Annotated in this window: 20 protein-coding genes; 19 read left to right on the top strand and 1 reads right to left on the bottom strand. The window is 59.0% G+C overall.

The genetic code is table 11. The features are described 5' to 3' along the window. Window positions 1–51 precede the first annotated feature (51 nt). The 18 genes from JQM68_RS00315 (at window position 52) to JQM68_RS00400 (ending at window position 21275) form a co-directional block, all read left to right on the top strand. A complete protein-coding gene (locus JQM68_RS00315) occupies window positions 52–1764 on the top strand; it encodes a GGDEF domain-containing protein (protein ID WP_235220919.1) in 1713 nt (570 codons plus the stop codon). Next, on the top strand, window positions 1754–3682 hold the full coding sequence (locus JQM68_RS00320; protein ID WP_235220920.1) for a GGDEF domain-containing protein: 1929 nt from the start codon (window positions 1754–1756) through the stop codon (window positions 3680–3682). The genes JQM68_RS00315 and JQM68_RS00320 overlap by 11 nt, the downstream gene beginning before the upstream one ends. A 160-nt stretch (window positions 3683–3842) precedes the next feature. After that, a complete protein-coding gene (locus JQM68_RS00325) occupies window positions 3843–4019 on the top strand; it encodes a hypothetical protein (RefSeq protein WP_235220921.1) in 177 nt (58 codons plus the stop codon). A gap of 173 nt (window positions 4020–4192) precedes the next feature. Further along, window positions 4193–4792 carry a helix-turn-helix domain-containing protein gene (locus JQM68_RS00330; RefSeq protein WP_235220922.1) on the top strand — a complete coding sequence of 200 codons (600 nt, stop codon included), beginning with the start codon at window positions 4193–4195 and terminating at the stop codon, window positions 4790–4792. 305 nt (window positions 4793–5097) lie between these two features. Then, window positions 5098–7293: a DUF3604 domain-containing protein gene (locus JQM68_RS00335; RefSeq protein ID WP_235220923.1), complete on the top strand. Its 2196-nt coding sequence runs from the start codon at window positions 5098–5100 to the stop codon at window positions 7291–7293. 25 nt (window positions 7294–7318) lie between these two features. Further along, window positions 7319–7879, top strand: coding sequence for an FGGY family carbohydrate kinase (locus tag JQM68_RS00340; RefSeq protein ID WP_235220924.1), 561 nt, complete (start codon window positions 7319–7321; stop codon window positions 7877–7879). 14 nt (window positions 7880–7893) lie between these two features. Further along, window positions 7894–8685 carry a creatininase family protein gene (locus JQM68_RS00345; RefSeq protein ID WP_235220925.1) on the top strand — a complete coding sequence of 264 codons (792 nt, stop codon included), beginning with the start codon at window positions 7894–7896 and terminating at the stop codon, window positions 8683–8685. Then, complete coding sequence (locus tag JQM68_RS00350) at window positions 8682–9446, top strand: creatininase family protein (RefSeq protein WP_235220926.1); 765 nt, start codon at window positions 8682–8684, stop codon at window positions 9444–9446. Before JQM68_RS00345 ends, JQM68_RS00350 begins: the two co-directional genes overlap by 4 nt. Window positions 9447–9470: 24 nt before the next feature. After that, window positions 9471–10241, top strand: a complete 771-nt coding sequence (locus JQM68_RS00355; protein ID WP_235220927.1) for a class I fructose-bisphosphate aldolase — start codon at window positions 9471–9473, stop codon at window positions 10239–10241. A gap of 11 nt (window positions 10242–10252) precedes the next feature. Next, window positions 10253–11305, top strand: a complete 1053-nt coding sequence (locus JQM68_RS00360; protein ID WP_235220928.1) for a zinc-dependent alcohol dehydrogenase — start codon at window positions 10253–10255, stop codon at window positions 11303–11305. 221 nt (window positions 11306–11526) lie between these two features. Then, window positions 11527–12912 carry a dihydropyrimidinase gene (hydA, locus tag JQM68_RS00365; RefSeq protein ID WP_268821354.1) on the top strand — a complete coding sequence of 462 codons (1386 nt, stop codon included), beginning with the start codon at window positions 11527–11529 and terminating at the stop codon, window positions 12910–12912. A 4-nt stretch (window positions 12913–12916) separates the two neighbouring features. After that, window positions 12917–14242 carry an amidohydrolase family protein gene (locus JQM68_RS00370; RefSeq protein WP_235220930.1) on the top strand — a complete coding sequence of 442 codons (1326 nt, stop codon included), beginning with the start codon at window positions 12917–12919 and terminating at the stop codon, window positions 14240–14242. After that, window positions 14239–15126, top strand: coding sequence for a dipeptidase (locus JQM68_RS00375; RefSeq protein WP_235220931.1), 888 nt, complete (start codon window positions 14239–14241; stop codon window positions 15124–15126). The genes JQM68_RS00370 and JQM68_RS00375 overlap by 4 nt, the downstream gene beginning before the upstream one ends. A 188-nt stretch (window positions 15127–15314) precedes the next feature. Continuing rightward, the gene (locus JQM68_RS00380; RefSeq protein WP_235220932.1) at window positions 15315–16511 is read left to right on the top strand and encodes a 4Fe-4S binding protein; all 1197 of its coding nucleotides are present in this window, start codon (window positions 15315–15317) and stop codon (window positions 16509–16511) included. 19 nt (window positions 16512–16530) lie between these two features. Further along, window positions 16531–17715 (top strand): YgeY family selenium metabolism-linked hydrolase, encoded by a 1185-nt coding sequence (locus JQM68_RS00385; RefSeq protein ID WP_412758441.1) that lies wholly within the window; start codon window positions 16531–16533, stop codon window positions 17713–17715. A gap of 43 nt (window positions 17716–17758) precedes the next feature. Further along, window positions 17759–20059, top strand: a complete 2301-nt coding sequence (locus JQM68_RS00390) for a xanthine dehydrogenase family protein molybdopterin-binding subunit (protein WP_235220934.1) — start codon at window positions 17759–17761, stop codon at window positions 20057–20059. Further along, window positions 20053–20817, top strand: coding sequence for an FAD binding domain-containing protein (locus tag JQM68_RS00395; protein ID WP_235220935.1), 765 nt, complete (start codon window positions 20053–20055; stop codon window positions 20815–20817). The genes JQM68_RS00390 and JQM68_RS00395 overlap by 7 nt, the downstream gene beginning before the upstream one ends. Next, complete coding sequence (locus JQM68_RS00400; protein ID WP_235220936.1) at window positions 20808–21275, top strand: (2Fe-2S)-binding protein; 468 nt, start codon at window positions 20808–20810, stop codon at window positions 21273–21275. Before JQM68_RS00395 ends, JQM68_RS00400 begins: the two co-directional genes overlap by 10 nt. Window positions 21276–21368: 93 nt before the next feature. Here the strand turns inward: JQM68_RS00400 and JQM68_RS00405 are convergent, their stop codons facing one another. Further along, complete coding sequence (locus JQM68_RS00405) at window positions 21369–23501, bottom strand: S-layer homology domain-containing protein (protein ID WP_235220937.1); 2133 nt, start codon at window positions 23499–23501, stop codon at window positions 21369–21371. A 242-nt stretch (window positions 23502–23743) separates the two neighbouring features. On the opposite strand from JQM68_RS00405, the gene JQM68_RS00410 reads away from it, so the two are divergent. Continuing rightward, on the top strand, window positions 23744–25363 hold the full coding sequence (locus tag JQM68_RS00410) for a PucR family transcriptional regulator (protein ID WP_235220938.1): 1620 nt from the start codon (window positions 23744–23746) through the stop codon (window positions 25361–25363). Window positions 25364–25429: the final 66 nt, after the last annotated feature.

Consider the following 25429-nt stretch of genomic DNA (forward strand, 5'->3'; position numbering starts at 1 on the left):
TGACCGGACGAGCAGCTTTCTCAATATTCTGCACGAAAAGAGGCCCATGCCATGACTGACAAGCGCAGACTTTTCCCGTTGATTGAAAAAGTTCTGATCCTCATTGTGCTGGCCGCTGTGTTTCTCTCCCTGGGGACATTGCGGCTGCAGCGCCCTTCCGCTCCGGACGGCGTGGAACAGCTGGACGGCTGGTATTCTATGCAGAATGGACAGAGAGTGGATGTCGAGCTGCCGTGCTCTCTGACATTGGACGGCGGCGAAGATCTGGTGCTTTACAATGACAGCCTTTCCTCCGCCGACGCCAGCAATGCCCTGACCACCCGGGGGGCCGTCTACCGCCTGCGCATCCTGCTGGGAGATCAGGTCCTCTACGCTTATGAGGACTCGGATTTTCCCCGCAATGAACAGATGCGTTCCAAGCTGTACTGCACCGCCTCCCTTCAGGGCGACCTGGACAGCCAGCGGCTGTCCCTGGTCTATCAGAATCCCGGGGACGGACATTTTCAACTTTCCGCCGTCTATCTGGGCAGCAGCAGCGCCGTTTTCCGCTGGCAGGCATCCAGCGACGTGTTCACCTTTGTCACCGTCTTTACCATGCTGCTCATAGGGATCATTGCGCTGGGGATCCATATCTACCTGCTGCGCAACCGCATGCCGGATCCCCGCTTTGCCAATGTAGCCTGCTTCCTGTTCATCTGCGCCGTCTGGTGCGCCCTGGACTCCTCTTTGATCCAGCAGCTCACCAATATGTCTCCCTCGGTGTGCTACATATCCTTTTACGCCTTTATGACCCTGGCTGTCCCCATGATCCACTTTGTCCGCAACACCGGGGAAATGGGCCGGTTCCGCAGCCTCAACGTGTGCCTGCTGCTTTTCTACCTGAATGCCGCGGCGCAGAGCCTGCTGGATTATTTCGGCATCTTTTGCTTTATCGACATGCTGCCGGTCACGCATCTGCTGCTGGCCGCCGGCATCGGGCTGATCGCCGTATTGATGCTGCGGGAGTATGCCAGGACCCATCAGCGGGAGATCCTGGTCACTTTGATCGCCTTTGCCATTCTGACTGCCGGCGGACTGCTGGCCATATTGCTGTACTGGCTGCTGGAGATCTCTTACTATGGCGTGATTTTTGAGCTCGGCATCGTGGTCTTTATCATCTGCCTGCTGTGCTCGCTGATCAATACCATGGTGGCCAACCTGCGGTTCAAGTCGGAGGCCATCGTTTACCAGCGGCTTTCCCAGGAAGACCGTCTCACCGGCCTTGCCAACCGCCGCGGCTTTGAAAAATACCTGACAAATTTGGAATCGGGCTCTGACAGCCGCGGCAATATGGCTCTGCTCTTTATGGATCTGAACGGGCTGAAATATGTCAACGACCAATTCGGGCACAATGTGGGCGATGAGCTGATCATTGCGGCCGCCCGGTGCATTGAGTCTGCTTTTTCCGGGATCGGCACCTGCTACCGCGTGGGCGGCGATGAATTTGCCGCCATTCTGCCGGACCCGGAGGGCAATGAGGAGGACTGGCAGAAACGGCTGGAGGATGCCGTCCGCCTGTACAATCAGGATACCCGGCACCGGCTGTCCATCGCCTGCGGTGCAAGTTTGCTCCGGGATGAGACAGGCCGGAGCAAACGCCTGAGCGACTGGAAATATGAGGCTGACCAGGCCATGTACGCCTGCAAGCAGCGGCAGAAGGAGCAACAATTCACGGAGTTCTCCTCCGCAAATCAGGGGCGGGAGGGAAAGCATTATGGCATATAATGTGGACTTCCTGCTGTCCGCACTGATCTTCCTGCTGATCATCCTGAGACATTTTATGGAGCAGCGGGCCCTGAACACCAGGAGTACAAAGTCGTTTTTCATCTTTTTGCTGCTGGGCATCGCAAACATCGTATTTGACCTGGTGTGTACCCTTCTCATCACCCTGGCGCGGCCGGATCTGGCCTGGATCAGCGAATGCTGTTTGACGATACTGTATCTCCTTCAGGTACTGGTACCCGTTTCTCTGCTGAGCTATATCCGGACCTACTACGAATCAGACCGGTCCCCGCCCCGCTGGAAGTCGGTCTGCCGCATGGTCCCCCCGCTTCTGATGACCCTGGTCATTCTGCTCAATCACTGGAATGGACTGTTTTTCCGGATCGACAGCTCCGGCAGCTACGTCCGCGGGCCCTACTATCTCGGCATGTATCTGTTCGCCGGCGTCTATATCCTTCTGGTCGCCGCCAGCAGCTTCGTTCACGCCTCTCAGCTGGGGCGGCAGAAGGTCCGCGCCATTCGCGAGCTTTTGGTCCTGGTGAGCATCTGCGTGGCGATCCAGTTCATTTACCACGACATCCTGCTGACCGGCTTCGGGATCGCAATGTGCATCGCCATCCTGTTTTTTACCATCAACAACCCCTACCAGCACACGGACAGTCTTACCGGGCTGTTCGACCTGAATTACTTTGGGGAGCAGTGCGGCCACCTCCTCCTGCGCAAAAGGAGCTTTCATGTGCTGTCGGTGGACCTGTGCCAGTTAAAGCGGATCAACCGCATTCTGGGCACGGATGTGGGCAATCAGGCGCTGATCCAAATGGCGCAGATGCTGCAGCTGGTGGGGAAGGACACCTGGGTATTCCGCAGCACCGGCAAGCGCTTTCTGCTGATCTGCCCCACCATCTCCGAATACGAGGCCGCCCAGCGGAAGATCCAGGAGATGTTCTCCCAGCCTTTGGAGATCAACGGGAGCAGCATTTCCTCTCCCGTGGTGATCTGCGGCATTATCCACGCCGAGCGGCTGGACAACTGCAAATTCCTGCTGGGGTATCTGGATTATCTCTCCTCCCTGATCACCTCCACGAACCAGACTGTCCTGATCCAGGGAGACGAAAAAACGCTGAAGGGCTTCCGCTACACGCAGGAGATCGAGCATTTCCTTCAGACCGCCTTTGAGGAAGACCTCTTTGAGGTCTATTTCCAGCCCGTCTATTCCACCGTGCAAAAGCGGTATGTCACCATTGAGGCGCTCAGCCGCCTGCGCCATCCGACTCTGGGTCCCGTCTCCCCCGAGGTGTTCATCGGCATCGCGGAAAAGAGCGACCAGATCGCCCGGCTGGGGCTGCTGCAAATGCACCGGATCTGCGCGTTCCTGAAGGCGCATCCCGAATTGATGGAGCAGATCCAGGGCGTCAAGGTCAATCTGTCCCCTATGGAGCTGCTGAAAAAAGGGCACATCCAGCAGCTCGTCGACACGATCCGGGACAGCGGCCTTCCCCCGTCCTTTTTCTCCTTCGAGATAACCGAAACCGTGGCCACCGATTACAGCGAAACCCTGTGGAAGACCATCGACCTGTTCACAAGCGCCGGCATCGGCCTTTGCCTGGATGACTTCGGTTCCGGCTACGCAAACCTGAACTCCGTGCTGAAGCTCCCGTTTTCCGTCATCAAAATGGACCGCTCCCTGCTGTCCGGTATCTGCACCGACGAAAAATCCGCTGCGCTTTACCGCAATACCGTATCCGTTCTGCAGAACATGGGCTTCACGGTGGTTGCCGAGGGCGTGGAGAACCCGGCGGAACTGGAGCTGCTCTCCGACTGGGGGGTGGACATGATCCAGGGGTTCTACTTTTCTCCGCCCGTCAGCTGCGGCAAGCTGCTGGAGCTGCTGGTTCCGGGCACGGAGGATAGCTTCGCATAAAAGCGGAAGAAGCATTGAGAAATCCGCGGAAAGGCTTCCTGAGATCCGAGGATCTCAGGAAGCCTTTCCGCATTGGAAAACGGACTATCTTTTCAAACAGAAAAGCTATATAATGAAAAACACTTTCTTACCGTCAGTTCGGACAATGACGGAATGGGATATGAAACGAGCAGAAAAGATCGATCTGAAAAAAATTCAATGGATCACATTCGTGTGCATGGCAGTGGTATTGCTGCTTGCAATTTCGGCTATCATTGCGGACGCTCCGTCACTAATGCCTCTTACCGCCATTTTCAATGTCGTTTGCGGCGTTGCAAGCGCAGCCATTCCGAAATGAACGGAGTGCCCATTCCGATGTAAACGGCGTGCCTGAATATTTCCTTGTTGCTGACAGTCCGGCAGTATGATATGATGAACGCAATATGAAAAAATCGCTTGGGCAGGCAAACGCTCCTTCGTTGTTTCCATACTGCTGGAGCATGTTATGATCGTAATAAGAGGTGAGTCTTTTTGAAAGGAGAAATGGAATTAGAAGGGACAGTGCTTCCTTCAAATGGTGATACCAGCTGCATCAATGTTCGGCGGATTCGGCAGGCTAAGGGAATTTCTTTGCGGAAGCTTGCGGGGCAGACAAAACTGTCACTGTCATATCTCAGCAATTACGAAAACGGAAAGGTGAATATCACCGTAAATTCCCTGAAAAAAATCGCTAATGTGCTGGAAGTCCCGCTGGCTGATCTGCTGGATAACCATGTCAATGAGGATATCGTGATCGTTCCAAAAGAGAAGCGGTGTACAAGAGTATTGTATCAGGCGGAGAGCGGGACGGCTCTGCAGGAGTACCTGATGTACAGCAGCCGCGCCGCCATGCACGTATCCATTAACCATCTGCCGCCATTCGGCGATTCCGGAAGCAAGGCCTCCAGTCACTATGGGGAGGAATTTATTTACTGCATGTCCGGCATTGTCACCGTGATTTTGGAAGACCAACATTATCAGATCCCGGAAGGTGGGATGATCTACTATCGCTCATCACTTCTGCATCGCGCCATCAATGAACATGACGTGGAGACCGTGTTCCTGCAGGTCAATACGCCGCCGACATATTGATCGGAAAAACGTTCTATTATAGTGAAACAGTATTTGAAAAAATTATAGCAGCCATCTTTGATTTTAAAGGGCTGGAAAGTTCAAAAACGGATAATGTCAATGGGATTTTGGCGGTTATCACATGAATTTATGAACTTAGACGGAAATGTTTATTCATATCTGTCTGTTATTATACTTGAACTTTCTGAAGAACAGTAATATACTAACATTACAGTAAGCAAGGCATTTTTGATCGAATAACAGTATGAAGGCGCAATGAGGCGTAAGTAGCCTCATTGCGCTTTTTTTACCCTGGGGTGTTTCAAATGAAGGAACATATGCTACTGAATCAAGAACGAGTTGGGCGCTGCTGGGTCAGCCCTGACACGGCGGCTGCCGGGCAGATGGGGACTTGGACCTTTACGTACGAAACCGGTAGCTATGGGATCGAAGACTCAGGAGCGATCCGGCTTGCATGGAGAATGGTAAGCGACTGGGAGGTCCCGCAGTTCGACAGCCCCGAAAAATCCGGCTATACAACGGTAACAACGGATGGCAATGCGCAATTATCCCTTTGCTATTCCCGTTATCAGCGTCCTTATACGAACAGCCTTTTGGTCACAGTGGTACGGGGCTCGTTAAAGCCGGGAGACCGTGTCATCATTACGATGGGAGACACCAGCGGCGGCGGTCCCGGGATCCGCGCGCAATCTTTCCAGGAGGCTGGGCATCTGTTCCGCCTTTTGGTCGATGTCACAGGCTCCGGTATATTCCGGGATGTGGCAGCGACCGGCCTGCCGGTGGCGGTCCGCGCAGGGGTTCCCCATTGCCTCAACGCAGTGCTTCCGGGAAGCGTGGAAGCCGGCAAGACTTTCTGGCTGCAGGTCTGCTGCCTGGACGATATGGGAAACCCGTGTCCCGATTGGCACGGTGAAGTGGACTTGAAAATCATTGGAGCTGACCCGGAGATCTGCACATACCCGCGGAAAATCAGTTTTGCGGATGCGGCCGGTGGAGTGGTACGGGTGGAAGCGTGCTTGGCGCTCCATGTCGGCTACTTTCAAATTGAGGTCGGCTGTGAGGCGGAAGGCTGGTCTTGCAGGAGCAATCCCTGCCTGGTGGAGGAGCATCCGGGGCTGCGGCTTTACTGGGGAGATATGCACGGCCAGAACGCCAATACCTTAGGAACCGGGACTCTGGACGAGTATTACTTGTTTGCCCGAAATGTCGCGGGGATCGACTTCGCCGGCTGGCAGGGCAACGATTTTGAGATCACCGATGAAGATTGGGCCGCAGTGCGGGAAAAAACCGCAGCCTACCTGGAGGAGGACCGGTTTGTGCCCTTCCTCGGGTATGAGTGGTCGGGAAGCACGCCGGTGGGAGGCGATTACAATATCTTCTTCCGGGGGGACAGCCCGTGCTTTTACCCCAGCAGCAATTGGGTCTCCGCACCCAATGCAGATCCCGATTTGATCACGACTCCGGTTTCGGAACTGTGGAAGCGGTTTGAAAACCGGGATGATGTGATGGCGATCCCCCATGTGGGCGGCCGCTGCGGAAACCTGGCATTTCTTGACGAGCGGTATTCTCCCGCGGTCGAGGTCCATTCTCATCACGGGACATTTGACTGGTTTGCACTGGAGGCTATGCGCCGCAGATTGAAAGTGGGTTTTGTCGCCTCCAGCGATGACCATACCTGCCGCTTGGGCTTGTTTTATCCCGGCCGCGGAACGACGCCCTCCGGCGGTTTTGATGTCGCTTCCGGCTACTGCGGCATATGGGCGGAATCGCTGAGCCGGGAATCCCTTTGGAGGGCACTCCGCGCCCGCCATTGCTTCGCCTCGACCATTGACCGTCTCTGCCTGCGCACCTCTTTGGATACCGGCGCATTTATGGGAGACAGCTGTGTTTTGGACGGAGAAGCATCTTTCCGTGTAGAGGCCATAGGCCGCTATCCCATTGACCAGATCCTGATTTATGACTGGGACCGGGTGGTGGCGGACATCAGGCCCCGCCTCGCGGATGAGCGGTGCGTCCGTATCCGCTGGAGGGGTGTTATCCCCGGCGGCAAACATAAATCGACGACTTGGGACGGAACCCTCAGCGTAGAAAACGGCCGCATCCGCTCGGCGGAAAACTATGCCATTGACAGGGCGGATCAGGGGATCCAAATGCATACCTCGTCTTCGGTCAGCTGGCTGTCCACGACTTCGGGGGACTATGACGGCTTGCTCCTGCATTTATCCGGCGAGGGAGACCCGGTCATACATTTTCACTCCGCCCAGGGAAATTGCAGCGTGCGGCGGTCAGAGCTGATGAACGGAACCGTAAAATTCACTTTCGCTCCGCATTGCTCTGTGGAATTTGACCTTACGTCTGCTTTGCAGGACGGTGAATCCTGCCGCTGCACGGCAAGCTGGCGGATATCTCCCGATGGAGAGGAACACGCCTGGTGGGTGAAGGTTTTGCAGACGAACGGAAACGCGGCCTGGGCTTCGCCCATATTCACCAGCGGCACATAACAGCGGCAGGAAGGAAGGGCACCGCATGTATCTTGGCATTGATATCGGCAGCAGCAGTATTAAGGTGCTGGCTTTCGACAACGGCTGCTCCTATAAGGCGTCAGCGGACTATCCGGCCGGCACGGGAATGATGGAACAGGATGCCTCCGCAGTGCGGCAGACAGTGGCAGAAGCCGTAAAGAAACTGTTTTCCGGGCAGCCTGTTTCACCCGGCAGCATTGCCGGGATCGGTCTCTGCGGACATGGGCCCAGCATTGTGTTTGCCGACCGGCAGGGACATGCGGTGACTCCCATCGTCACCTGGCAGGACCGGCGGGCCTGTGATGAGGCAGCCATGCTTCGCCGCCTGTGGCCGGGCTTTGAGAAAGACGGAACCTCCTTTGAGGCAAAGCTTATCTGGTACTTCAACCATCAAAGAGATGTTTTCCGAGAGGGCCTTACCGCCTTATATCTTGCGTACAACGGCAAGGTCATCAGCTGCAGAGTCCCCAGCACCGCGGTGCCTGAACAGGGACAAGAGATCGGCATTACGTTCCGGATGGAAAAAGCGCTGCTGTTCCACCGGGAGTCCGGCATCTGCGTTTGAGGAGCGGACGGAGTATGTATGTAGAATACCGATCGCTGTCCGCACCGCAGCTGGCGGCATTGGACCGCAGGACCACCTTTCTGCTCCTGCCGGTCAGCTCCACGGAACAGCACGGGCCCCATCTTCCGGTCGGCACCGATGCCATCATCGGACGGACCATCCTGGAGGATCTGGCGGCGTTTGAAGCGCCGGAAAACGCGACGCTCTTATGCCTGCCGCCCCTGACCTACGACCGAAGCGCGGAGCACATGTCCTTTCCCGGCACTGTGACACTGCGGCCGGCAACCTTCCTTTCGGTCCTGGAAGACTTGCTGTCCAGTGTGGCGGCGCATGGGTTTCGATATGTGATCTTCCTGAATACACACGGAGGCAATACGGGTATGTTGACAGGCCTTCCGCAGGTGTGGAAGCGACAGTTCGGCCTGAAGATCTTTGATCTGGAAGCGCCGCAGCCCTGGAGCGATTACAATACTGTGCCGGGCCTGACGCATATCCAACCGGAGCTGGAGATCCATGCCGGAGAAAAAGAGACGAGCATTCTCCTCTCCCGTTGCCCGGAGCTTGTGGAGATGGATAAAGCGCGCAATGTTCCGGTCCGGCTTCCGCCCTGGTATACCTGCTGGTCTTCCGATGATTTTTCGCCGCTTGGGATTTGGGGCAACGCGGCGGATGCAAAGCCGGAAACCGGTGCTCTGCTCAGGGAGTATTATGCGAAGACCCTGCATGAGACGCTTTTGGAGATCATCAACTGCGCCGCTGATATCGGGAACGAAACGGCAGATCTGGAATTGGAGGGACTGCAGTGATTGCTGATTATGAGACATTATCATGGCCGAAATTTCGGGATTTGGATCGCGACAGGACTTTCCTGATCCTGCCGGTCAGCTCCACGGAGCAGAATGGGCCTCATCTTCCGGTGGGAACGGATGACTATATTCTGCAAATGTTTGTCAGCGGACTGAAAGACCAGGAATATGAGCCTGATACCAACCTTTTGTTCATGCCCCGGCTGAGTTATGGGCGCAGCATGGAGCATATGGATTTTCCGGGAACCGTCAGCCTGCGGCCTGAGACGCTCATTGCACAAATCGATGATATTGTCGGCTGCGCCGCGGAGCATGGCTTTCGCCACGTCATTTTGCTGAATTCTCATGGCGGCAACACGGGGATCCTGTTCGGTGTGGCGCAGGCATGGCAGAAAAAGCACGGCATACATGTATATGGCATCGACTTGTCTACTTTGTGGCCCGGCATTGAAGCGATTCCCGAACTGTCCCACATCCCGGTCCCCCGGGAGATCCATGCCGGAGAGATCGAAACCAGCCTGATGCTGTACCGGTATCCGGAGCTCGTTGATATGACAAAGGCCTGCACCGCGATGTTTGAGCTGCCCGGCTGGCAGACGGGATGGTCCACCAGTGATTTTACCAGTGACGGTGTGATGGGCGACGCAAAAGCGGCAACGCCGGAAAAGGGAAAGCTCCTGTATGATTTTATGACAGAAAAAGCGGCTGCGGTATTGCGGGAGCTGATGGCGTCAAATACAGGGCGGCCTGCACGGGCATAAGCGAGAAAGCGAGGAGTGAACAGTATGAAACGGATGAGACGTATTTTCGGTGAAGACGGCAGGACCGTCATCGTCGCCATGGATCATGGCATGGGCATGGAAGTAAACCCGGCACTGGACCATACTGAGGAGATTTTAAAGGCGATCATTGCCGGCGGCGCGGACGCGCTGCTGCTGTCCTATGGCATCGCGGTCAAATATATGGATATTCTGCAGGATGTGGGCGTGATCGTCCGCTGCGACGGAGGCTATTCCGCTCTGACCAGCAAAGGCGGGACCGGCTGTCCCAATCTGCTGTTTTCCGTGGAGGATGCCCTTCGCATCGGCGCTGACGCGGTGGCCTGCAATGGCTTCCCCGGCGTGCCGGAAGAACAGGCCTGCATGAAAAATGTCAGCGAGCTGGTCCGCCAGGGCAACGCATGGGGCGTGCCGGTGATGGCGGAGATGCTGCCGGGCGGATTTGCCAACAGCGCGCCCACATTTGAGGAGACCCGCTTGGCTGTCCGGACCGGATGTGAATACGGAGCCAGCATCATCAAGACAAAATTCGTGGGAAATGACGAGGAGTTCCGGCAGATCGTGGAGGCTTCCTATCAGCCGGTCGTCATCCTGGGCGGCGCTGCGACGAAAGAGCTTCCCGGCCTGTTCTCCTGCATTGAAAAGGCCATCAAGCTGGGCGCTTCCGGCGTGGCGATCGGGCGGAACGTCTGGAACCATCCTGACCCGGAGGCTGTTACCCGGGCTCTGGTGAAATTGGTGCATCAGGGCGCGTCGGCCTCTGATATTCACCTGTAAGGAGGGGCGGTATGATTCCTCCGAAAATGAAAGCCCTTGTCGTGACGGGCGAGAAGACCATTGAGGTGCAGGAGTTTTCCGTTCCGCAGCCGGCTCCGGGCGAAATTTTGATCCGCCTGGAGCACTGCCTGATCTGCACATGGGAACAGCGGATCTTTCAAAATGGAGATGGCATGAAAATGCCGTTTCTGCCCGGGCATGAAGCCTCCGGAGTGGTTGCATGGGTCCCGGAGGGGACACCCACCTCCTTCCGGGAGGGCGATCCTGTTGTGGTAAAGACGCTGGACAGCTGCGGCCATTGCGAATTCTGCTATCGGGGCCTTGACAACCAGTGCGTGGGCACGCCTAAAAAGCGCTTCTACGACGGAGTGCCCGGTTCCGGCGGCATGGCCCAGTATATTGCGCTGCCTGTCAGCCGTGTCTTCCCGCTGCCGGACCCGAACTGCGACCTCCGGGAGGCGGCTTTCGCGGAACCGGTGGCCTGCTGCCTGCGGAGCCTGGAGCAGGCGGACCTTCAGTTTGGCGAGGATGTCGTGATCGTGGGCGGAGGCATTATGGGTCAACTCCATAATGTCCTTGCCAAGAAGCGGGGGACCCGGACGATCCTGGTGGAAATGGATCCTGCGCGTGCTGCGCTGGCGACACGGATGGGCGCTGATGAGATCGTGGATCCGTCCGCCTGTGACCCAATTTTGAGAATTAAGGAGCTGACCTGCGGGCGCGGCGCCAACGTGGTGTTTATCACCGCACCGATTCCGCAGCTGGCTGAGCTGTATTTGGATGCACTGGATAAGGTCGGCAGGATCGTGTACTATACTTCGTTCAGTCCAAATACGCCGATCAGCATCAGCCCCAAGAGCCTGCATTACAGTGAGAAAAAAATTATGGGCTCCTATTCTCCGACTTCTCAGGGCTTCTATACCGCGGCACGGCTGCTGGGACGGCGTATTATTGATGTTCGCCCATTTTTGACAGAGACCTATCCAATGTCCGAGGCGTACACCGCTTTCACACGGTCCATGTCCGCCGAGACATTGCGGGTAGGGATAGACCTTTGGAAATAAATGAATGCGGAGCACGGCGGTAGAGGCTTCCACAGGTTTTGCGGAGCCGTCATTCCTGTGCGGAAGGGGCCGGAACTGTGTATTCTGAAAAAATTGTTGACATTGGCTGCACAATGTATGATATAGTATAAAAAAACAGATCAGGTTTGGTAACCTTTCTCAAAGGTTACTGGCCTGGTCTGCTTTTTTTCAATAGGTAGGTAAGAGACGGGGGCTGCACATTGCTGATACGAAACGGAAATATCATTCTGAAGTCAAAGGTCATCTCCGGAGATCTTCGCGTGAAACATGGAGTGATCGTGGAAATGGGCCCTGATTTGCTGAAAGCCCCCGGCGAGGAAGTGCTGGACGCCGCCGGTCGGTATATTGCCCCCGGCGGGATCGACGCCCACACCCACCTGGATATGCCCTGCGGTGACATCACCACAGCCGATGGCTTCCGGTGCGGGTCGTTGGCCGCCATTGCCGGAGGAACGACTACGGTATTGGAATATGCCGAATGTGCTGAGGGGGAGACCCTGCAGCAGGGCCTTGCCAACTGGCACCGGAAGGCGGTGGGGAAGTCCTTTTGCGACTATGGCTTCCACATGACCGTCTCCGCGTGGACGGAGGACACACCGGCCCAGATGGCCGCGGCGGCGGCCGCCGGTGTGACATCCTTCAAGACATATACGGCCTATCAAAAGGACATCGGCGTGGACGACTATGCCCTGTTCCGCATCATGCGGGAGGCGGCCCGGCTGGGGGCTCTCGTCTGCGTTCACTGCGAAAATGACGGCCTGCTCCGCGCCCTTTCCGAGGACCTGGAAGCCCGGAAGGGGGAGGTATCCGCCCACCCGGACAGCCGCCCGAACCTGGTGGAGGCCGAGGCGGTCTCCCGGGCGGCAGATATCGGAATGCTGGCTGGATCGGCTGTGTACATTGTTCATATCAGTACGAAGGAGGGCGCGGAGGCAGTCCGCCGGGCCAGAGACCGGGGACAGACGATCTTCGGCGAGACCTGTCCCCATTATCTGCTGCTGGACCGTTCCCGGTATGACCTGCCCGGGTTTGAGGGAGCCAAATATGTGATGTCCCCGCCGCTGCGGACCCCGGAGGACCAGCACGCCCTGTGGGAGGCACTGCGGAACGGCGGTCTGCAGACGGTGTCCACCGACCACTGCGCCTTCCGGTTCGCGGACCAGAAAACGCTGGGGCGGGAGGATTTCCGGAAAATTCCCAACGGCATCCCATCCGTGGAGCACCGCATGGAGCTGCTGTATACCTATGGCCCGGCGCAGGGCATGACGCTGCCGCAGATCGCGGCGGTGACAGCCTGGAACCCGGCCAGGATCTTCGGCCTGTCCCACCGCAAGGGACAGATCGCGCCGGGCTATGATGCGGATTTGGTGCTGCTGGACCCAGACGCGCCCCATGTGCTCTCCGCCGCCGCGCAGATGCAGGCGGTGGACTATACGCCGTATGAGGGCATGCAGGTGCGGGCAAAAGTGGAGACCGTACTTTTGCGGGGACAGGTTTTGATGGAGAACGGGCGCTTGACAGCGGAAACGCCGATGGGTCAATATTTGATCAGAGAGCCATTTCATCAGGAAACAAGGGAGGAGTGAGTGAATGGGAGCAATTATCATTCACGGCGGCGCGGTTTTAACACCGGATGGGCTGCGCCGGAACTGGGGCGTCCGGGTGGAAGGCAGCCGCATTGACGCTGTGGCGGCCAATGGGGAACTGCCGGTATCCCCGGAAGACGAGGTGCTGGAGGCGCCGGAACATCTGATCATGCCCGGGTTCGTCAACGGTCATAACCATATGTACGGCTTCCTGTCCCACGGCATCACAGCGGAGACGATGGTGACAGAGTTCTCCAGTTTCCTTGATGATTTCTGGTGGCCCTACGTGGAGAACCGGCTGAACCACCGGCTGGTGGCTGCCACCACCGCCTGGGCCTGCGTGGAGATGATCGACAGCGGCGTCACCTCCTTCGCCGACATCCTGGAGGGCCCCAACGCCATTCCGGGAGCGCTGGAGGTGGAGCGGGAGATCGTGGAGCGGGCCGGTCTGCGGGGGCTGCTGTCCTTTGAGGCCTGCCAGCGGATCAGCGAGGAAAACGGGCAGGCGGGCCTGCGGGAAAACGCGTCCTTCATGGAGCGGACCGCCGGACAGAACGTGCAGGGACTGATGAGTACCCACACGCTGTTCACCTGTGACGAATCGTTTACCAGGCAGGCCAAGGCCCTAGCCGCGGAGCGCGGGGGGCTGACACATATGCACCTCAGCGAGAGCGTGTTCGAGCCCAACTGGTGCGCGGAGCACTATGGCAAACGGCCGGTGGAGGTCTACGAGGAATGGGGCTGCCTGGATGAGAACACGCTGGCCTCCCAGGTGGTGCAGGCCACGGAGAAGGAGCTGGACATCCTGGCCCGCCGGGGCGTCCGCGTGGTGACCATGCCCCTTTCCAACTGCGAGGTGGGCGGCGGCGTCGCTCCGGTCCCCCAGATGCTCCGGCGGGGCATGACGGTGGGCCTGGGCACGGACGGCTATGTGAACAACTTCTTTGAGGTGATGCGGGGTGCCTTCCTGATCCACAAGGCGTACCAGCAGGACCCCCAGGTGATGCCCGCAAAGACCGTTGTGGACATGGCCACGTCCATGGGCGCCCGGGCGCTGCACCTGACCGAGACAGGCAGTTTGGAGGCTGGCAAGCTGGCGGACCTGATCTGCGTCCGCATGGATACGCCCACGCCCATCAACGAGCACAATGTATATGACCAGCTGGTGCTGTTCCGGAATCCGGGGGATGTGACCCACGTGATGGCGGACGGCCACTGGCTGAAGCGGGATGGAAAGCTGACCACGCTGGACCGGGAACGCGTCCGCCGGGAGCTGGCGGAGGTGACGGACCGGTTCTGGAAACTGCAGGAAGGAGCCGACGTCAAGTGAAGCTGCCGTATCTGGACGCCCATTGCGACACGTTGAGCCGGTGCCTGAACACCGGCGAGAGCCTGCTGAAAACCACCGGGCAGTGCGACCTGACCCGGCTGGCGGCATACGAACCGTCGGGGCAGATCTTCGCCATGTTCCACGACGGCGCGGATGTGCCGCCGGAGGGGCTGTTCGGCCGTGTCCGGCGGATGTACGAGCGCTTCTGCCGGGAGCGGACCGCGCACCCGGAGGAGATGCGCTGCGCCATGCTGTCTATTGAGGGCGGCGAGCTGCTGGAGTGCAGTACCCGCCGGCTGGAGGAGATCCGGGATTGGGGCGTGCGGTCCGTTAACCTGACCTGGAACCACGCCAACGCCATCTCCGGCAGCCACCGGGAGGATCCGGACCGGGGACTGTCCGGCACGGGCAGGGAATTCGTCTGCAAGGCCCAGTCCATGGGGATTTTGATGGATGTGTCCCACCTGTCCGACCCGGGCTTCTGGGATCTGGCGGAGATTACGGAGCTGCCGCTGTTTGCCAGCCACTCCAACAGCCGGGCGGTCTGCGGCCACACCCGGAACCTGACCGACGACCAGTTCCGGGCCATCCGGGACAGCGGCGGCGTGGTGGGGATCAACCTCTACAATGTTTTTGTGGGCGGAGACCGGATGGAGGATCTGCTGGCCCACTTTGACCACTTCCTGGAGCTGGGGGGCGAAAAGACCCTGGCCCTGGGCTCCGACTGGGATGGGGACATCGTGGGCGCCGGCGGCATCCGGGGCGTGGAGGAGATGCACCTCCTGGCGGAGGCCATGGCCCGCCGTGGGTACGGCGAAAAGCTGATCCGAAGTATTTTTTACGATAATCTGGCGCGGCTGCTGGGGCTGCTCCCATCCGCTTGATACTGATTTCAAATAAAACTTTATTTGAAATCCCGCATGCTGCGCATGCTCGTGCCGCACGTGCCGTGCGTCGCGCCGTCTCATAAAAACCTGACGCGCTTTGCGCTATAAAAAGCCGCTTTAAGCCGCTTTTTATCAGGTTTTAGTATGAAAACAAAAAGGCACCGCCGGGTGCCCGGGAGGACAACATGTTTCAAAAAGAGAATCTGAAGGGCGCGTCCATCGACATTGACTTCTGCGGCCTTCACCTGCAAAGCCCGTTCATTCTGACCTCCGGCCCCCTGTGCTACGGCGCGGAGGGGTTGATCCGGGGCCACCGGGCCGGCTGCGGTGCGGTGGTCACCAAGACTATCCGGCTGGAGGCGGCGGTGAATCCTGCACGCCACATGGGGGCCGTCAATTCCGATTCCCTCATCAACTGCGAGAAGTGGTCGGACTATGACCGCCTCCGCTGGTATGAGGAGGAGATCCCCCGGGCTGCGGCGGCCGGAGCCGTGGTGATCGGCAGCGTGGGCCACACCCTCAAGGAGGCCCAGGCCATCGTCCGGGATGTGGAGCTGGCGGGCGCGAAGATGATCGAGCTGGTGTCCTACACCGAGGAAACCCTGCTCCCCATGCTGGATTATACAAAGGCACATGTGGATATCCCCGTGATCTGCAAGCTCAGCGGCAACTGGCCCGATACGGTGGCCACCGCCCAGCGGTGCCTGGAGCACGGCGCCGACGGACTGTGCGCTATTGACTCCATCGGCCCGACGCTGAAGATCGACATTCGCCATGCCAGACCGGCGCTGATGAGCGGCGACGGCTATGGCTGGATGACCGGCGCGGCCATGCGGCCCATCGCCATGCGCATCAACGCGGAGATCGCCCGGAACAACCCCGGCCTGCGGAACCTGTATGCATCCGGCGGCTGCATGAAGCCGGAGGACGCGGTGGAGTACCTGATGGCGGGGGCCATGGGCGTGGGCGTCTGCACCGCGGCGATATTGCACGGCGTGGAGTATGTGGAAAAGCTGTGCATGGGCCTTTCGGAGCTGCTGGCGGAGCTGGGCTACGGCTCGGTGCAGGAGGCGTACCGGGCGGCGCTGCCGAACTTCCCCCAAAAGGAAACGGTGTGCGCCCTGGATTTCCGCTTTTCCCCCTTCCGGGAGGACGGCGGCAAGCGCTGCGTTGCCTGCCGGAAATGTGAGCGGGTGTGTTGCTACGGCGCCAGGAAACTGGAGTTCCCGGAGATGCGGGTGGATATGGACAAATGCCGGAGCTGCGGCTTATGTGTGGACGTGTGCCCGACGGGAGCGCTGACGGCGGACAACGCGCCGCAGACGGAGCGTGACCTGCAGCGGGAGCAGCAGTCAGCCGAATTTTATGAGAAAATCAAATGAGGAAAGGGAGAATATGACCATGATGGACGAGAGCAGAAAGGAACAGCTGACCGCGCTTTGCGGAAAGATGATAAAGGCCCAGAGTTACAGCGGCCACGAAAACCTGGTGGCGGAGGAGATGAAGACCTTCTGGGAGGCCAACGGCTTCCGCGACATCCATGTGGACCGGTATGGAAACTGCATCTGCCATATCAAGGGCAGCCGCCCCGGTCCCCGCATCCTTTTTGACGGGCACATGGACACGGTGCCGGTGACGGATGCCTCCAAGTGGGAGCACGACCCCTTCGGAGCTGAGATCGTGGACGGCCGGATGTACGGCCGGGGCACCTCGGATATGAAAGGCGCCCTGTCCGCCATGCTGGCGGCGGCTGTGTTCTTCGCAAAAGACTGCGGAAATGATTTCGCCGGAGATATTTATGTGGCCGGCGTGGTCCATGAGGAGTGCTTTGAGGGCGTGGCGGCCCGGGCCATCAGCGAATATGTGAAGCCGGATGTGGTGGTCATCGGCGAGGCTTCCCTGTGCAACGTGAAGATCGGACAGCGGGGCCGGGCCGAGATCGTGGTGGAGACCTTCGGCGTACCCGCCCACTCCGCTAACCCGGAGAAGGGCGTCAACGCCGTGTACGGGATGTGCCGCGTCATCGAGGAGATCCGGAAGCTGACGCCTCCCAGCCACCCCGTCATGGGCAAGGGCATCCTGGAGCTGACGGACATCAAGTCCTCGCCCTATCCCGGCGCCTCCGTGGTCCCCGAATACTGCCGGGCCACCTATGACCGCCGCCTGCTGGTGGGCGAGACCAAGGAGAGCGTGCTGAAGCCCATCCAGGACCTGCTGGACCGGATGATGGCGGAGGACCCTGCCCTGAAGGCGAAGGCGTCCTTCGCGGTGGGGAAGGAGCTGTGCTACACCGGCGAGACCATCGAGGGGGAGCGATTCTTCCCCGGCTGGCTGTATGACCGGGAGGAACCCTTTGTGCAGGATGTGCTGGAAAAGCTCCATGAGATGGGCTATGAGCCGGAGATCACCCAGTACAACTTCTGCACCAACGGCAGCCACTACGCCGGCGAGGCCGGTATCCGCACGCTGGGCATCGGCCCGTCCCGGGAGAATTTGGCCCACACGGTCAACGAGTACATCGAACTCAGCGAGCTGCACAAAGTGGCGGACTGCTATCAGGGCGTCATGGAGGCTCTGCTGAAATGAAAAGCGGGCCGGACGCCGGCATGAAAGAGAGGAGGCGGATCCCGTGATCCAAAAGCCCGTTGGAAAGGTGGACGGCATGGCCGCCTGCCTGGGCAAACCTTTGTATGTGGAGGATTTCATCCCCCGGAACGCCCTGCGGCTGAAAATCGTACAGAGTCCCCACGCCTTTGCCTATATTGAGAAGATCGATACGGCCCGTGCCCTGGCGGTCCACGGCGTGGTGTGCGTACTGACCTATGAGGACGTTCCCCAGGACCATCCCATCACTCTGGCAGCGGAGGCGGCCCCGGAGGGGTCCACCCATGACCGGGTGATCCTGGAACGCACCGTGCGGTTCGTGGGCGAGCCGGTGGCCGTGATAGTCGCGGAGACGGAGGAGGCCGCCGAAGCAGGCGCCCGCCTGGTGGATGTGACCTACCGGCTCCGCACGCCCCATTTCGACTATGAGACGGCCATTGACGACGGCATCCCGCTCTATGGACCGGGGGAGAGCTTTGTCCATTTTGACAACGGCCATGTCCCGGAGCGGAACATCATCGCCCGGAAGGACCGGGTCTATCAGGATGTGGAGACCGTTCTGGCGGACTGCGACGTGGTGGAGGACGTGACCGTCCACACCCAGGCCCAGGCCCATATTCAGGCAGAGACCCACCGCACCTACTGCTATCCCGACGGCCGGGGGCGGCTGGTGATGATCACCTCCTGCCAGTCGGTGTTCAATACCCAGCGCATCATTACGGAGGGGCTGGGGATCCCTGCCTACCGCCTGCGGGTCATCAAGCCCAAGGTGGGCGGCGCTTTCGGCGGCAAGAACACCTCTTATTTCGAGGGCCTGGTGGCGGCGGCCGTGCTGAAGACCGACCGTCCCTGCGCCCTGGTCCTCTCCCGGGAGGAGAGCATGACCATCAGCAATACCCGCCACGCGGCCCGCTCCCGCATCCGCCTGGGCGCGTCCAGGGACGGGACGTTCCGTGCCCTGGACATTGATATGCTCATCAACGGCGGCGCCCACGGGGAGCACAGCTTTGACGTGCTGAACGTGGGCGGCGGCAATACCATGCCCATCTACCGGTGCTGCGAGGCGGAGCGGTTCACCGGCCGGGCCGCCTACACCAACCTGGTGCCGGCGGGCGCCTTCCGGGGCTTTGGCGCGCCCCAGGTGGTCTATGGCCTGGAGGGAGCGGTCAGTGACCTGGCCTGGAAGCTGGGGATGGACTCCAGTGAGCTGCGGCTGAAAAACATCATTCATCAGGGCGAGAAGCACCCCTTCCTCTCCGGCGGCGTGGTGAACAGCAGCCGGCTGGAGGAACTGATCCGCAGGGGGCGGGAGCTGATCGGCTGGGAGGAGGAATACCCCAGCCATCGGGTAGATGACCACACGATCCAGGCTGTCGGCATGGCCATTGACATGCACGGCTCCGGCATCGGCGGGCTGGACAGCGTGAACGCCACGGTGTCGCTGAATTATGACGGCAGCTTTACGCTGTTTGCCGGAGCCTGTGACCTGGGTACCGGCGGCGATACGATCCTGCTGCAGATCGCCTCCCAGACGCTGAACGTGGATATGGAGCGGGTGCAGATCGAGGTGTCCGACACCAAGACCACCCCCTACGACAAGGGTGCTTACGCCTCCTCCACCACCTATGTGACAGGCAATGCGGTAAAGGACGCCTGCGAGCAGATGCTCCGGAGGATCGGGGAGACGGCGCAGAAGCTCTACGGTCTGGAAGAACCGCCGCACCTGTCGGACGGAGAACTGCTGGACGGCGGCGGAAACCGGGTGGACACCCTGGAGGAGTTTTCCCATAAGATCGCCAGCTTCTCCAGCGCGGAGCAGCTGACCTGCACGGGCGCGTTCAAATGTCCCTCCGCGCCGCCGCCCTATGTGGCGGGCTTTGTCAAGCTGCGGGTGGATACCGAGACCGGAAAGGTGACGCTGCTGAATTATGTGGCCATGGTGGACTGCGGCACGGTCATCAATCCCAATCTGGCCCGGGTCCAGGTGGAGGGCGGCATCGCCCAGTGCATGGGCTACGCCCTCTATGAGGACATGCGGTTCAGCAAAACGGGCGCCATGCTTTCCAATGACCTGCAGAAATACCGGATCCCCTGTTCCATGGACGTTCCGCCGATCCAGGTGGAATTCCTTGAGAGCTTCGAGCCCTCCGGTCCCTACGGCGCGAAGTCCATGGGTGAGGTGACGTTCCATACGGCGGCTCCCGCTATCCGGGAAGCGCTGCTCCACGCCACCGGCTGCCAGCTGAACACCCTGCCCATCACACCGGAAAAGGTGCTGGCCGCGCTGGAGGAGCAAAAAGAGAAGGGAGGACGCCTGCCATGCTGAAGCTGACGGAATTGAAAACGCCCGCCTCATTGGAGGAGGCATACGAACTGCTTCGCCTGCCGCATCACACGGCGCTGGCAGGGGGAACGCTGTCCCAGCTGCAGGCGGGGGAGCCCACGGTAGGCGTGGAACTGACCCATCTGCTGCCCAGCGGGATCACCCGAGACGGATGCCGGCTCCGCATTGGCGCGATGACGGTGCTGCGGACGCTGGAGACCGACCCGGCGCTGCAAACGGGCTGCTTGTCGATCCTGCCCGCGTCGGTGCGGCACCTCCAGGGCCCGGCCCTGCGGAACCTCATCACCGTGGGCGGAGCTGTGGGCGCACGCTTCCCGCAGAGCGAGTTTCTGACGGCGCTTTTGGCCCTGGACGCGCAGGCGGTGCTGTACCGGGGCGGAACTGTCCCACTGGAGACGTACCTGAACGCACCGCCGGAGGACATCGTCTGCGAGCTTCTGGTGGACCGGGAGCCGGGGCAGACGGGCTTCTGCGCCGTGCGGAACAGCTATGTGGACCAACCTATTTTGTGCGCGGCGGCCTGCCTGCGGGAGGGGACGTGGCGGATCGCCGTAGGCGCCCGGCCCTTTTTGACCGAGGTCAGAACCTGTCCGGCCAGCCGGGACATCCGGGAGATCGCGGCGGACTGCGGCGCATCCTTCCGCATGGGGGATGACCTGAAAGCCACGGCGGATTACCGGCGCCGGATCTGTCCGGCCATCGTCCGGCGGGCAATGGAAGGAGAGGGCGTATGCAGGTAAGTTTACATGTCAACGGGCGGCCGGTGACCTGGGAGACCACTCTGTCCCAGACGCTGGCGGACGCCCTGCGGGAGCATGGATGCACCAGCGTCAAATGCGGGTGCGAGCAGGGGACCTGCGGCATGTGCACGGTCTGGCTGGATGGAAAGCCGGTGCTGTCCTGTTCTCTGCTGCTGTGCCGTCTGAGCGGGCGGGAGGTCACCACCGTGGAGGGTGTGGAACCGCAGGCCCGCGTTCTCGCGTCATACCTGGTGGCGGAAGGCGGCGACCAGTGCGGCTTCTGCGCACCCGGCTATATCATGACGATACTGGCCATGGAGAAGGAGGTCTCCGCACCTGTTTCCGAGGAGACGGTGCAGGCGTATCTGGCCGGAAACCTCTGCCGGTGCACGGGCTACCGCAGCAAGCTGCGGGCGGCGGTCAAATACCTGAACCGTTCGCAAAACGGCACTGTCTGAAAGCACCAACGCATGTATAAAAAATGTCCCGTCATGCGGCTGAAAGCCGTATGGCGGGACATTTTTTGACGGTTTTTTTAAGGGATGCGCTTTTTACAGGGCCAGATACCGCTGGAGCATCACAACAGCCTGCGCGCGGGTGGCGGTACCCTGAGGATTCAGCATGCCGCTGTTCGTGCCGGAGATGACGCCGTTCATCGTCAGCCAGCACAGCGGTTCATAAGCAAAACCGCTGACCTGCTGTGCGTCCGGATAATTCAGCGGGAAAGCCCAGGTGCCTGTGAAGCCCTGCCCCTTGCTCTGCGCGCAGCGGTAAAGAAGGGCTGCGAACTGTTCCCGGGTGACGGGATCGCTGACGCCAAAAGCTCCGCTGCTGTAACCCTGTGCGATCCCGCAGGATGCTGCCCAGCGGACCGCTTCGGCGCAATCGGTGTTTTCCGTCACATCGGAGAAATTCATGGCGTAGTTTACCACGGGGCTGCCTTCCAGCCGCCACAGGATCGTGACCGCCTGACCGCGGGTCAGTGCTTTGTCGGGAGAGAACGCGGTGGCGGAGGTGCCGGTGATGACGGCCTCCTCATAGGCGGACTTTACAGCCTCATAGCACCAGCTGTCCGGCGCCACATCAGAGAAGGGGAGATCAGAATCGTCGTCCGTGGCGGCAGAGAGGCCGGTGAAGAAGCTTCCACCGGCTGTAACCGCAAAGAGTTTTGTGCGGCTGCCGCTTTGGGCATCACCGCCGAAATGACCGGGGCGTGAGCCATCCGGCGGCATCATGCCCGCTTCCGGCGTCTGGCCCTCGGGAAGATCACCCCGGGGAAATTCCGGCATGCCCTCCGGGAAGCCGCCCTGGGGCGGTTCCGGCATGCCCTCCGGACGCTGGCCCTGAGCACCGTCGGGCTTTTGAACTTCCGATGGGTCGAAACCGGCGGGAGGCGCCTGGTCTCCCTTTCCGCCGCCGGGGCCGCCCGCGCCGCTGGACGCAAGTCCCGCCAGCTGGGTATTTCCCTGCCAGAAGGTGTAGTTCCCGGCGGTCAGCTCAGGAGACGCGTAGATCAGATACGTGAAATCGTTGGCGGGAGTAAATTCCGCGATGGTTTCTCCTGCCGCACTTTTCAGGGAATATGCCGTGCCGCCGGACTGCCGCTGGGCGAAGGAGAACACCGCGTAATTGCTGTTTCCGCCGTCGATCCTGTCATACATATTGCCGGTGGCGATGACGGTGCCGCCGTTGAGGTAGATGCCCATGTCGGAGTCGATGCCGGCGTCCATGCTGGAGCCGCAGGCGGCGGCGATGACGGTGCCGCCGTTGATGACCAGCCAGCCGTTGGAGTCGATGCCGTCACCCTCCCCGGTCTCGCCGGTGACATCGATGGTGAGGCTGCCGCCATTGATAGTGGTGACGGAGACGCCGTCCTCGTTGGTGTTGATGCTGTCGTTGCCGGAGTGGATCTTGATATTGCCGCCGTTGATGGTGAGGTGCAGCTCCGAGTCCAGACCCTCGTTTTCGGCGGTGATGTCCAGCACACCGGTGCCGCGGGTGCCGCCATCTATGTTCATGGAAATCTTGGAATAGAATGCGCCGTCGTATTTATGGAGCTTTTTGCTGTCCGTCACCTGGGTCCCATCCTCGCTGAGGGTATAGGATTTATAAATTCTGGCCACATAGGAGCCGGAAATATGGTTGACGGTATCATCGGCAATGACCACACGGGCGCCTGCCGCGGACGTATCCACATCCTTTACGGCTGTTTCCGCATCGGTGGAGCCGCACTCGTAGACGTTGTAGAAGATTACGGCGGGGGCCACGGTGCAGGTGATGTCCACACCGTTGAGGACCAGCGTCACCACTGCGTTCGGATCATCCACCGCGTCCTTTCCCAAATCCACGGCGATCTGCCCGGCGGACAGACTGCCGCTGAGCGTATAAGTGCCGGGCTGGGTGATGTGTACGACCGTGTGGGCCGCCGCTTCACCGGCATCATGCTCGTCGGCGGCGGTGCCTTCCCCGTAGGTGAAGCCCTTTCCGGCTTCGTAGTACACGATGTCGTGGGCTGTGTAGACGGCGGCCGTCTCATCGGTCGGGGCCGTTTTTCCGTCCACGGTGATCCCGCTGTCGGATAACCTGATGACGGTCGTATCTTCCGCGTCTGAAGCGAACACGGCCGCATTCATGCAGGAGACCGCCAGCATCAGCGCAAGTGCTATGGAGAGCAGCTTTTTCATGGACTGATTCCTTCTTCCCATTTTGAGTGAAGTTATTGTATACAGGAAATCTGAAATATTCCTGAAATATAAGAGGAGTGGGCCGGACCTCTTTCGTCAGGAACCGTGATTTTTGGCCTTCATGCGCGGGAAATGATCCGGGATAAGGGCCGCACGATGAGAGTCGCCAAATTTTGCATGAAAAATATAGGATACTAATGACATCACAGGATTGTATTGGCTGATTTTGGGGAGGAGTCGTTATGGGCCTTACTGTCAGAGACTGCCTGCATCTGCCGTCCTTGCGGGAGGCAAAAGTCGTTGCCGGTCACAAGGGCCTGGATCAATATGTGACGGCGGTTTCCGTACTGGAATATGCCAAGGTATTTGCTATGGCGGATGACCTCTTTCTGGGAAACGAGCTGATCATTTCCGCATTCACATCCGTTATGGACGATGTGGAGGCGCAGTGTGTTGCGGTCAAACGCCTTCATGAAGTCGGAGAGGTCGGGCTGATTTTGTATTATGTGGGATACTGGCTGAAATCCATCGACAAAAGGCTGATCGACACGGCGAATAATTTGGACTTTCCGCTGATCGTCATGCCGGAAAACGCTTACAATCTCCGGTATAACGAGGTCATTACCGAGGTCCTGGAACGGATCTTTGACGATCGGAAAAAAGAACAGCGGTTTGTCCCGTTATTGCTGAGGCAGATCGCCAATATGCGGGAAAGGCAGAGGAACATATCAGGGATCCTCCGCCTGCTCAGTGATCGCCTGCGGTATTCCTTTTTGCTGCTTGACCAGAGTGGGCGGGAACATGGGCTGGCTACCTGGCCAATGTCTCTTTCCGAGGAGTATGTCAACGCGTTTCGGGACTGCGCTGACAATACGCAGGCATCCTTTCCTTTTTGCTTTACACTGCACGAAAAGAAATTTGAAATTTGCCGGTGCGTATTTGACGCGGAACAGTGGCAGGGACTGCGTTTATACGCAATGGCTGAAAGGGATGCGCTCGATGCTGAACTTCTGGAACAGGCGGTGGAAGTGCTGCAGACTTCTTATAGCTTGTGGCGCGAAAACCTGCAAAAGGAAGAAGCCGATGATCTGATACGCATTATTTTAAATTCTCAGCAGGAGAGGGATGCTTACCGGATCGCCGGGAGCTTTCGGATCGACTTGAAGGCTCTCCGCATTATGTGGGTGCTGCGGCCCAGGTCCATCCTTCCGGACATTTCCCGGGAGACGGTCGCGGCGCAAAAGCAATTGGTGAAGCAGTATCTTTACGACAACAGAAAAACCGCAATTGTTGACGCGTTTGACAAAGGCGTTGTCGCATTTATGAATGATGATAAGCATTTGGAAGTGGATGAAGAACTTGCCAATGAATTTGAGGAAAGCATTTCCGAGCGGTATCCGGACGAGCTGCTGATCTGGTGCGGTGGGCTGGATTCCATTTTGGACAGCAGGAAAGCGTACATGCTGATGGAAGAATACTGCTCCACCGCATGTGTGATCTATCCGTACAAAAAAATCTTTACGTTGCGTGAACTGTCCTTCGCGGAGACCTGCCATCATGTGGTTTACAACAATGCCGCCATGAAAGAAAAATATCTTTCTGACTTAAAACCGCTTTGCGGGCACAGCGACGAAACAGATATGCTGCATACACTGACGGTATATCTGGTTGACGCGAATCAAAATACATCAAAGGCGGCGGCACTTCTGCATATCCATGAGAGCACGGTAAAGTACCGGCTGAATAAAATCGGCCGGCGGCTTGGATATGATATTGTGAAAATGCCCGCGGCTTTTAACCTCTATCTGTCTCTTTCCATCAAACGTCTGACGGACTACTATGCGAATCAGAGTGACGCCTGAGCAAAGGATCTTCTGCGCTCCCCGCACCACGAGGAGCAAATTGGAGCCGGTGCACGGCGGACGGGA

The organism is Oscillibacter valericigenes (genome assembly GCF_021531435.1).
Taxonomy (GTDB): Bacteria; Bacillota; Clostridia; order Oscillospirales; family Oscillospiraceae; genus Oscillibacter; species Oscillibacter valericigenes_B.